Here is an 8,354-nt window from a genome sequence, read left to right on the forward strand (position 1 = left end):
ACCCAGGAAGCCCAACGATGTCCGAGAGCATCAAGCTGCGTGCGCAGCATCAAGCCCATTGCAAGGATTGCAGCCTGGCCAGCCTGTGCCTGCCGATCTCGCTGAACCTGGAAGACATGGACGCGCTGGACGAGATCGTCAAGCGCGGCCGCCCGCTGAAGAAGGGCGAATTCCTGTTCCGCCAGGGCGATGCCTTCGGCTCGGTGTTCGCCGTGCGCTCCGGCGCACTGAAGACCTTCAGCCTGAGCGACGCCGGCGAGGAGCAGATCACCGGCTTCCACCTGCCCAGCGAGCTGGTCGGCCTGTCCGGCGTCGACGGCGAGCGCTACCCGGTCTCGGCCCAGGCGCTGGAGACCACCTCGGTGTGCGAGATCCCCTTCGAGCGCCTCGACGACCTGGCCCTGCAGCTGCCGCAGCTGCGCCGCCAGCTGATGCGCGTCATGAGCCGGGAGATCCGCGACGATCAGCAGATGATGCTGTTGCTATCGAAGAAGACCGCCGACGAACGCATCGCCACCTTCCTGGTCAACCTCTCCGCGCGTTTCCGTGCCCGCGGCTTCTCCGCCAACCAGTTCCGCCTGGCCATGTCGCGCAACGAAATTGGTAACTATTTGGGCCTTGCGGTGGAGACGGTGTCTCGCGTATTTACCCGCTTCCAACAGAACAAGCTGCTCGAAGCCGAAGGCAAGGAAGTGCACATTCTCGACCCCATCGAGCTGTGCGCCCTGGCCGGCGGCAACCTCGACGTCTGAGCTCGCCCGCGAGTCGTGGGCGCAGCGCCTTTCAGGAACCCGCGATGATTTTCGACGAATTCAGCATCAAGACCCTGATCCGCCCGGTGCCGGACTTTCCCAAGCCGGGGGTGATCTTCCGCGACATCACCCCGCTGTTCCAGTCGCCGCGCGCCCTGCGCATGGTCGCCGACAGTTTCATCCAGCGTTACGTGGAGGCCGAGTTCAGCCATATCGGCGCCATGGACGCGCGCGGCTTCCTGATCGGCTCGATCATCGCCTACGAACTGAACAAGCCGCTGGTGCTGTTCCGCAAGCAGGGCAAGCTGCCGGCCGACGTGCTCAGCGAGGGCTACCAGACCGAATACGGCGAAGCCTTCCTCGAGGTGCATGCCGACAGCCTCTGCGAGGGCGACTCGGTGCTGATCTTCGATGACCTGATCGCCACCGGCGGCACCCTGCTGGCCGCCGCCAAGCTGGTGCGACGCATGGGCGCCAGCATCCATGAAGCCGCGGCGATCATCGACCTGCCGGAACTGGGCGGCTCGCAGAAGCTGCAGGACATCGGCATCCCCACCTTCTGCCTGACCGCCTTCGCCCTCGACGATCGTTGAGCAGTTGCCGCGCGTAGCCCGGATGGCACCCGGGAAAGGCGTGCGCCCCATCCCGGACGGCATCCGGACCACCGATATCCACTGAAGTAATCATGAACGAACTCGAACTGAAGCAATCCCCCGCCGACTGGCGCCAGCGCCTGGGCCAGCTGATGGACGGCCTGGCCGTGCAGCGCCTGGTCACCCTGCTGATCGTGATCAACGCCGCCATTCTCGGCCTGCAGACCTCGCCGGCGATCATGGCCGACTGGGGCCGGCCGCTGCTGACCCTGGACGCCATCATCCTCGCCTGCTTCGTCATCGAGCTGGCGCTGCGCTTCGCCGCCCGCGGCCCCGGCCTGCTGCGCGATCCCTGGGCGGTGTTCGATTGCCTGGTGGTGGGCATCGCCCTGGTACCGGCCAGCGGCCCCTTCGCCGTGCTGCGCGCCCTGCGCGTGTTGCGCGTGCTGCGCCTGATCTCGATCAACCCGAGCATGCGCAAGGTGGTGCAGGCGCTGCTCGCCTCGCTGCCGGGCATGGGCAGCATCGTCATGCTGATGGGGCTGATCTTCTACGTCGCCGCGGTAATGGCCACCCAGCTGTTCGGCCAGAGCTTCCCCGAGTGGTTCGGTAACATCGGCGCCAGCCTCTACACCCTGTTCCAGGTGATGACCCTGGAGAGCTGGTCGATGGGCATCGTGCGTCCGGTGATGGAGGCCTATCCGCTGGCCTGGCTGTTCTTCGTGCCCTACATCCTCATCGCCACCTTCATGATGCTCAACCTGTTCATCGCGGTGATCGTCAACGCCATGCAGAGCACCCACGAGCCCAGCGCCGAGGAACAGGCCGCGGAGGCCCGCGAGCAGGCCATCCTCGACGAGCTCAGGGCGCTGCGCAGCGAAATCGCCGAGCTGCGCCGCCAGAGCCGCTAACCCCGCGCTCACCTCGACCAGGGCGGATTGCCCCGCCCTGGCTCCTTCAGTCCCTCGCGCCTGTCCGACACGACCCGCCTTAAGTTGGCGGCGTCCGGCGCGCCTGCGCCCGATAGTTACATCGTTCAATGACACGATTGCTCGTGTCGCCCAGAGCCGCACAACAACCGGGAGCACCGGCTCCCCAGAAGAGGACTCGAACGATGAGCGCCAGCGCCACCCTGCCCCAGCCGAAATCCAGCTTCCCGGTTCGCCGCATGGACTTCAGCTTCTCCGAGACGCCCAAGTACTGGTTCTACGACGATCCCTTCATGAGCCAGTTCATGAACAACCTGTCGTCGCTGTTCCCCTACGGCGAGAAGTTCTTCGTCGACAGCGTGCGGGCGGTGCGCGACCAGGTCAGCGAACCGCAGCTGAAGAAGGACATCAGCGCCTTCATCGGCCAGGAGGCCATGCACTCCAAGGAGCACGCTGCCTACAACGACTACGCCAATGAGCACGATATCGACCTGGAGCGCCTGGAGCTGCGCATCAAGGTGCTGCTGGAGTGGGTCACCAAGGTCAGCACCAAGAAGCAGCGTCTGGCCGCCACCTGCGCCCTGGAGCACTTCACCGCGACCATGGCCGAGCAGCTGCTCAAGCGCGAAGACCTCACCACCCAGATGAACGACCCCAAGCTGTACCAGCTGTGGATGTGGCACGCCATCGAGGAGAACGAGCACAAGGCGGTCTGCTACGACGTGTACCAGAAGGTCTACGGCGGCTATTTCACCCGCACCCTGGTGATGATGCTGACCACCCTGATCTTCCTCGGCGTGATCGGCTGGTTCCAGGTGCACCTGCTGCGCAAGGACGGCCAGCTGTTCAATTGGCGCAGCTGGGGTTTCGGCCTGAAGACGCTGTTCGGCCCGCGCAACGGCTTCTTCACCAAGCTGATCGGCCCCTACCTGGACTACTACCGCCCCGGCTTCCACCCCAAGGATCACGACACCGCGCAACTGGAAAGCCGCTGGCGCCAGCGCCTCGGCTTCGCCAACTGATGTCCCTTCGGGCGGCCCTGGCCGCCCTTTTTCATTCGCCTGTGCGCCCCGGAACAGGCACTGTGGGAGCGGCTTGAGCCGCCAAATTCGCGGATAAAATCCGCTCCTGGCCAAGCGCCTCGGACGACCCTCAGCCCAGACGCAGCTGCCCCAGGCTCTGCAGCACGCTGGCGCCGGTGAACAGCATGACGATCTGCTCCTCGGCCAGCGCGCGGATCGCCGCACGCCGCTGCGGCTGGCCGATATAGTCCAGCGACTGCTCGAACAGGCTGCGGCTGATCAGCCCGGACACCTGGCGCACCGCTGCCGCGCTGACGATGCCCGGCAGCAGCTTGAACTCGAGGATGTCCTCGGCCATATCGTCGGCGAAATCGTCCATCACTTGGCGCAGTGCCTCGCGCAGCACTGGCGAGGCGCCGTGCAGTTCGCGCACGCCGATGATGAAGGCCTCGGGGTGCTCGGCGACGAAGTCGAAGAACAGCTGCACCGTCTCGTGACAGACGCGCCGACCGCGGCCGAGGTCGATACCCAGCAGCTTGGGCAGCACCGGCCCCTCGTCCTTGACCGCGCGCTGCGCGGCCTCGCGGCGCAGGTCGCGCAATGGCTGGCGCAGCAGCTGGGTGATCTCGCCGATCACGCTCAGGCCGAGATCGTCGACGTCACGAAAATGCCGGTAGAAGGTATTGGGGTTGAGCCCGGCCTCGCGCGCCAGCTCGCGCAGGCCCAGGCTGCTGAGGCTGCGGCTGGTTGAGGTGAGACGTAACGCCGCCTCCATCAGCAGGCGCTTGCCGGGCGCTTCGCCGGCCTTGTCGCGTAGCTGCGTTTCGTCGCTGTGCATCCTCACCCCTACCGAAAGTTGGCTTGTTGGTCCGCTGGCGCGCCGCGAGTATACATCTGTCTACCCAGGTATACAGCTGTAGACCTCAACAAGAACGACAAGCAGGAGTTCGCCCATGAATGCGCCCGTGTCACCCCCTACCGCTGCCCGCCAGTGCAAGATCGCCATCCTCGGCAGCGGCTTCTCCGGCCTCGGCATGGCGATCCGCCTCAAGCAACAGGGCGAGCAGGATTTCCTCCTGTTCGAGAAAGAGGCGGGCGTCGGCGGCACCTGGCGGGTCAACAACTACCCGGGCTGCGGCTGCGACGTGCAATCGCACCTGTACTCCTTCTCCTTCGAGCCCAATCCGAACTGGACGCGGATGTTCGCCAAGCAGCCGGAGATCAAGCAATACCTGGAAGGCTGCTGGGAGAAGTACCGCCTGCAGGACAAGACCCTGCTCGGCACCGAGGTGGTGCAGATCCGCTGGGACGAACAGGCCGAGCTGTGGCACCTGCAGGACCGCGCCGGCAACCGTTACAGCGCGCAGTTCGTGGTCTCCGGCATGGGCGCGCTGTCGACGCCGTCGATTCCCAAGCTCAAGGGCCTGGAGCACTTCACCGGCGAAGTCTTTCACTCGCAGCAGTGGAACCACGACTACGACCTCACCGGCAAACGCGTGGCAGTGATCGGCACCGGCGCCTCGGCCATCCAGTTCGTGCCGCAGATCCAGAAGCAGGTCGAGCGCCTCGACCTCTATCAGCGCACCGCGCCCTGGATCATGCCCAAGCCCGACCGCGCCATTCGCGACGGCGAGCGCGCCCGCTTCCGGCGTTTCCCGCTGGCGCAGAAGCTCTGGCGCGGCGCCCTGTACGGCATCCTCGAAAGCCGGGTGATCGCCTTCGCCTTCGCCCCGCGCCTGCTGCGCCTGGCCCAGGGCATCGCCAAGCTGTACATCAACAGGCAGATCAAGGACCCGGTGCTGCGCGCCAAGGTCACCCCGGACTACACCATGGGCTGCAAGCGCGTGCTGATCTCCAACGACTACTACCCGGCGCTGGTGCAGCCGAACGTCGCGGTGATCACCGACGGCATCGCCGAAATCCTGCCGCACGGCGTGCGCACCGCCCATGGCCAGGAGCGCGAGGTCGACGCCATCATCTTCGGCACCGGCTTCACCCCCAGCGACCCGCTGCCGCGCGGCACGGTGTTCGGCCGCGGCGGCGTCGACCTGCTCGACACCTGGCCGATGGGCCCGGAAGCCTACAAGGGCACCATGACCGCCGGTTTCCCCAACCTGTTCTTCCTCATGGGGCCGAACACCGGGCTGGGCCACAACTCCATGGTCTATATGATCGAGTCGCAGATCGCCTACGTGCTCGGCGCCCTCAGGCAGGTCGAGGACGGCCGCCTGCAGAGCCTGGAACCCAAGCGCGAGGCGCAGGACGCCTTCAACCGGAGGATCCAGGGCACCCTCGGCGGCACGGTGTGGAACGCCGGCGGCTGCATGAGCTGGTACCTGCACCCGGTCAGCGGGCGCAACTGCACGGTATGGCCCGGTTTCACCTGGCGCTTTCGCATGCTGACGCGCCACTTCGACTCGGCGGCCTACCACTTCAGCCGCAAGGACGCCGTACACCCGGCGCAGAGCAACGCCCTCATCCTCGACGTGCAGGAGGCCACCGCATGAAATCCTTCGAAAACAAAGTAGCCGCCATCACCGGCGCCGGCTCCGGCATCGGCCGCGCCCTCGCCTACCACCTTGCCCGCCAGGGCTGCCACCTGGCGCTGTCCGACGTCAATCTCGAGGGCCTCACGGAAACCGCGGAGCAGGCGCGCAAACTTGGCGTCACCGTCAGCCAGCAGCGGGTCGACGTTGCCGACCGCGCCGCCATGCAGGCCTGGGCCGAGCAGGTAGTGGCCGAGTTCGGCCGGGTCAATGCCATCTTCAACAACGCCGGCGTGGCGCAGGGCGGCACCGTGGAAGGCAACGATTACGCCGACTACGAGTGGATCATGAACATCAACTTCTGGGGCGTGGTCAACGGCACCAAGGCCTTCCTGCCCCATCTCAAGGCGAGCGGCGCCGGCCATGTGGTCAACGTCTCCAGCGTCTTCGGCCTGTTCTCCCAGCCCGGCATGAGCGCCTACAACGCCAGCAAGTTCGCCGTGCGCGGCTTCACCGAATCCCTGCGCCAGGAGCTGGACATGGACGCTTGCGGCGTGTCCGCCAGCTGCGTGCACCCCGGCGGCATTCGCACCAATATCGCCAAGACCGCGCGGATGAACGACAGCCTGGCCAAGGTCACAGGGCAAGCCGCCGAGCAGGCGCGCCAGCAGTTCAACGATCAGTTGCTGCGCACCACGCCGGAGCAGGCGGCCAAGGTCATAGTGGGCGGCGTGCTGGCCAACAAACGGCGCATCCTGATCGGCGCCGACGCTCATGTGCTGGACTGGATGCAGCGCAGCATGCCGGCGCTGTACCAGCGCCTGGTGACCGTCTCGATGCGCCTGGCCGCGCGCTTCGCCCCCAAGCCCAAGGGGGTAGCCAAGGTGCGCGAGGCGACCGAGTAAAAAGCGCCACCGCGGGGCCGGCCCATGCCGGCCCCGTGCGTTTTGTCGGGTAACGCCCGGCGCTGCGCCATCTGGGCTATGGTGGGGAAACCGACGCAACACTCATCCACGCGGCGCCGATTCCGGCCCCCGGCTGGAACCCTCGGGCCAGCGTCGACGCCCGGGGCGGCGCCTCGCCATGAGGATAAGCCCATGAGCACCATGACCTGCACCCACCGCGACCACATCATTCGCGCCACGGTGATGGAACACCCAGGCCTGCCCACGCCCTGGGCCGGCGGCTGCCAGATCACCGACCCCGACGGCCACACCAGCAAGCGCCAGACCTTGCCGGTGGACTATGCCTTCATGGACGACCTGAATAAGGCGCAGCGCGCCTCCATCGCCCACGGCAAATGGCTGGTGGACCAGAAGCTCGACCACGGCCGCAGCTGGCATTGACCCTGGGTGCACCGCAGCCCGTAGCCCGGATGAAATCCGCGGCAGAGCGCAAGGCTTTCCCCGGTGGCATCCGGGCTATGCATCCCGCCGCAGCGGATCGAGCAGCGGCTTGAGGCCGTTGTGGTCGATCTCCTGCATCAGCGCCAGCAGCTGGCCCAGTTCGCCCTTGGGAAAACCGGCGCGGGCGAACCAGTTGAGGTAGTGCCCGGGCAGGTCGGCGATCAGCCGATCCTTGTACTTGCCGTAGGGCATGCGGCGGGTCACCAGGAGTTTCAGCGCTTCGGGGTTCATCGGGGTCTCGCACAATGATCGGCGGTAACGCCGGCCATTGTGCCAGAGCCTCAGCGCGCGAGCGCCTCGCGCACGAAATCCAGGCGATCCTGGCCGAAGAACATCTCGCCGCCGACGAAGCAGGTCGGCGCGCCGAACACGCCGCGCTTGACCGCCTCCTCGGTGGTCGCCTTGAGCGCGTCCTTCACCTCTTGTTCGGCGATCTGCGCCTGCAGCGCCTCGGCGTCGAAGCCGGCCGCGGTCAGTACTTCGGCCACCTTCGCCGGATCGCCGAGATTCAGGCCATCCACCCAGATGGCCTGGAACAGCGCCTGCAGGCCCGCCGCCAAGCGCTCGGGCTGATACAGCTGGATGGCGACGACCAGGCGCATCAGGCTCAGGGTATTGAGCGGGAAATGCGGGTTGAAGCGCATCGCCACGCCGTAGCGCTCGGCGAAGCGCGCCAGGTCGCGCAGCATGTAGCGGCCCTTGGCCGGGATCAGCGCCGGCGAGGCGTTGCCGGTGGCCTGGAACACGCCGCCCAGCAGCATCGGCCGGTAGACCAGCGCGGCGCCGCTGTCGCGGCAGATGGCGGGCAGTTGGGTATGGGCCAGGTAGGAGGCCGGGCTGCCCAGGTCGAAGAAGAATTCCACGCTCTTGCTCATGGCGGTCACTCGCTTGTGGTTATGGGGCAATTACCAGCGCTCGATCCAGGGCCGCAGGTCCAGCTCGAAGGTCCAGGCGTCGCGCGGCTGGCTGTGCAGGTACCAGTAGCTGTCGGCGATATGCTCGGGATCGAGGATGCCGTCCTGGTCCTTCTTGGCATAGAGCTCGGGGAAGCTGTCGCGGATAAAGGCGGTGTCGATCGCGCCGTCCACCACCACATGGGCGACATGCACGTTCAGCGGCCCCAGCTCGCGCGCCATGCTCTGCGCCAGGGCGCGGATGCCGTGCTT

Annotated in this window: 10 protein-coding genes and 1 pseudogene; 7 read left to right on the forward strand and 4 right to left on the reverse strand. The window is 66.4% G+C overall.

The genetic code is table 11. The features are described 5' to 3' along the window. Window positions 1-17: 17 nt before the first annotated feature. The 4 genes from fnr to N878_RS06580 all read left to right on the forward strand — a co-directional run bounded on the left by fnr (window position 18) and on the right by N878_RS06580 (window position 3,296). Window positions 18-752, forward strand: coding sequence for a fumarate/nitrate reduction transcriptional regulator Fnr (gene fnr, locus N878_RS06565; protein ID WP_021442868.1), 735 nt, complete (start codon window positions 18-20; stop codon window positions 750-752). A gap of 44 nt (window positions 753-796) precedes the next feature. Beyond that, window positions 797-1,345, forward strand: a complete 549-nt coding sequence (locus N878_RS06570) for an adenine phosphoribosyltransferase (protein ID WP_021442869.1) — start codon at window positions 797-799, stop codon at window positions 1,343-1,345. Between the two features lie 92 nt (window positions 1,346-1,437). Continuing rightward, a complete protein-coding gene (locus tag N878_RS06575; protein WP_021442870.1) occupies window positions 1,438-2,256 on the forward strand; it encodes an ion transporter in 819 nt (272 codons plus the stop codon). A 203-nt stretch (window positions 2,257-2,459) separates the two neighbouring features. Continuing rightward, window positions 2,460-3,296, forward strand: a complete 837-nt coding sequence (locus tag N878_RS06580; RefSeq protein ID WP_021442871.1) for a metal-dependent hydrolase — start codon at window positions 2,460-2,462, stop codon at window positions 3,294-3,296. A 130-nt stretch (window positions 3,297-3,426) separates the two neighbouring features. On the opposite strand, the gene N878_RS06585 is transcribed toward N878_RS06580, so the two are convergent. Then, window positions 3,427-4,134, reverse strand: a complete 708-nt coding sequence (locus N878_RS06585) for a TetR family transcriptional regulator (RefSeq protein ID WP_021442872.1) — start codon at window positions 4,132-4,134, stop codon at window positions 3,427-3,429. Window positions 4,135-4,249: 115 nt separating this feature from the next. Between N878_RS06585 and N878_RS06590 the strand changes: the two genes are divergently transcribed. The 3 genes from N878_RS06590 (at window position 4,250) to N878_RS06600 (ending at window position 7,128) form a co-directional block, all read left to right on the forward strand. Beyond that, the gene (locus N878_RS06590) at window positions 4,250-5,803 is read left to right on the forward strand and encodes an NAD(P)/FAD-dependent oxidoreductase (RefSeq protein WP_021442873.1); all 1,554 of its coding nucleotides are present in this window, start codon (window positions 4,250-4,252) and stop codon (window positions 5,801-5,803) included. Beyond that, window positions 5,800-6,687 carry an SDR family oxidoreductase gene (locus N878_RS06595; protein ID WP_021442874.1) on the forward strand — a complete coding sequence of 296 codons (888 nt, stop codon included), beginning with the start codon at window positions 5,800-5,802 and terminating at the stop codon, window positions 6,685-6,687. The genes N878_RS06590 and N878_RS06595 overlap by 4 nt, the downstream gene beginning before the upstream one ends. A gap of 192 nt (window positions 6,688-6,879) precedes the next feature. After that, window positions 6,880-7,128 carry a hypothetical protein gene (locus N878_RS06600; protein WP_021442875.1) on the forward strand — a complete coding sequence of 83 codons (249 nt, stop codon included), beginning with the start codon at window positions 6,880-6,882 and terminating at the stop codon, window positions 7,126-7,128. 75 nt (window positions 7,129-7,203) lie between these two features. On the opposite strand, the gene N878_RS06605 is transcribed toward N878_RS06600, so the two are convergent. From N878_RS06605 to N878_RS06615, 3 genes and pseudogenes are all read right to left on the reverse strand, one after another. After that, entirely contained in the window at window positions 7,204-7,419 is a 216-nt protein-coding gene (locus N878_RS06605) for a DUF3820 family protein (RefSeq protein WP_021442876.1), read from the reverse strand. Between the two features lie 50 nt (window positions 7,420-7,469). After that, the gene (locus N878_RS06610) at window positions 7,470-8,063 is read right to left on the reverse strand and encodes a 2-hydroxychromene-2-carboxylate isomerase (RefSeq protein WP_021442877.1); all 594 of its coding nucleotides are present in this window, start codon (window positions 8,061-8,063) and stop codon (window positions 7,470-7,472) included. 30 nt (window positions 8,064-8,093) lie between these two features. Then, a pseudogene (locus N878_RS06615) lies at window positions 8,094-8,354 on the reverse strand (glucose 1-dehydrogenase); the annotation flags it as partial.

It is taken from the genome of Pseudomonas sp. EGD-AK9, from assembly GCF_000465935.2.
GTDB lineage: Bacteria > Pseudomonadota > Gammaproteobacteria > Pseudomonadales > Pseudomonadaceae > Aquipseudomonas.

Coding starts and splice junctions, on each gene's coding strand:
- N878_RS06585 (WP_021442872.1), bottom strand. CDS start 4,134: ATGCACAGCGACGAAACGCAGCTACGCGACAAGGCCGGCGAAGCGCCC.
- N878_RS06605 (WP_021442876.1), bottom strand. CDS start 7,419: ATGAACCCCGAAGCGCTGAAACTCCTGGTGACCCGCCGCATGCCCTAC.
- N878_RS06590 (WP_021442873.1), top strand. CDS start 4,250: ATGAATGCGCCCGTGTCACCCCCTACCGCTGCCCGCCAGTGCAAGATC.
- N878_RS06595 (WP_021442874.1), top strand. CDS start 5,800: ATGAAATCCTTCGAAAACAAAGTAGCCGCCATCACCGGCGCCGGCTCC.
- N878_RS06610 (WP_021442877.1), bottom strand. CDS start 8,063: ATGAGCAAGAGCGTGGAATTCTTCTTCGACCTGGGCAGCCCGGCCTCC.
- N878_RS06575 (WP_021442870.1), top strand. CDS start 1,438: ATGAACGAACTCGAACTGAAGCAATCCCCCGCCGACTGGCGCCAGCGC.
- N878_RS06570 (WP_021442869.1), top strand. CDS start 797: ATGATTTTCGACGAATTCAGCATCAAGACCCTGATCCGCCCGGTGCCG.
- N878_RS06580 (WP_021442871.1), top strand. CDS start 2,460: ATGAGCGCCAGCGCCACCCTGCCCCAGCCGAAATCCAGCTTCCCGGTT.
- fnr (WP_021442868.1), top strand. CDS start 18: ATGTCCGAGAGCATCAAGCTGCGTGCGCAGCATCAAGCCCATTGCAAG.
- N878_RS06600 (WP_021442875.1), top strand. CDS start 6,880: ATGAGCACCATGACCTGCACCCACCGCGACCACATCATTCGCGCCACG.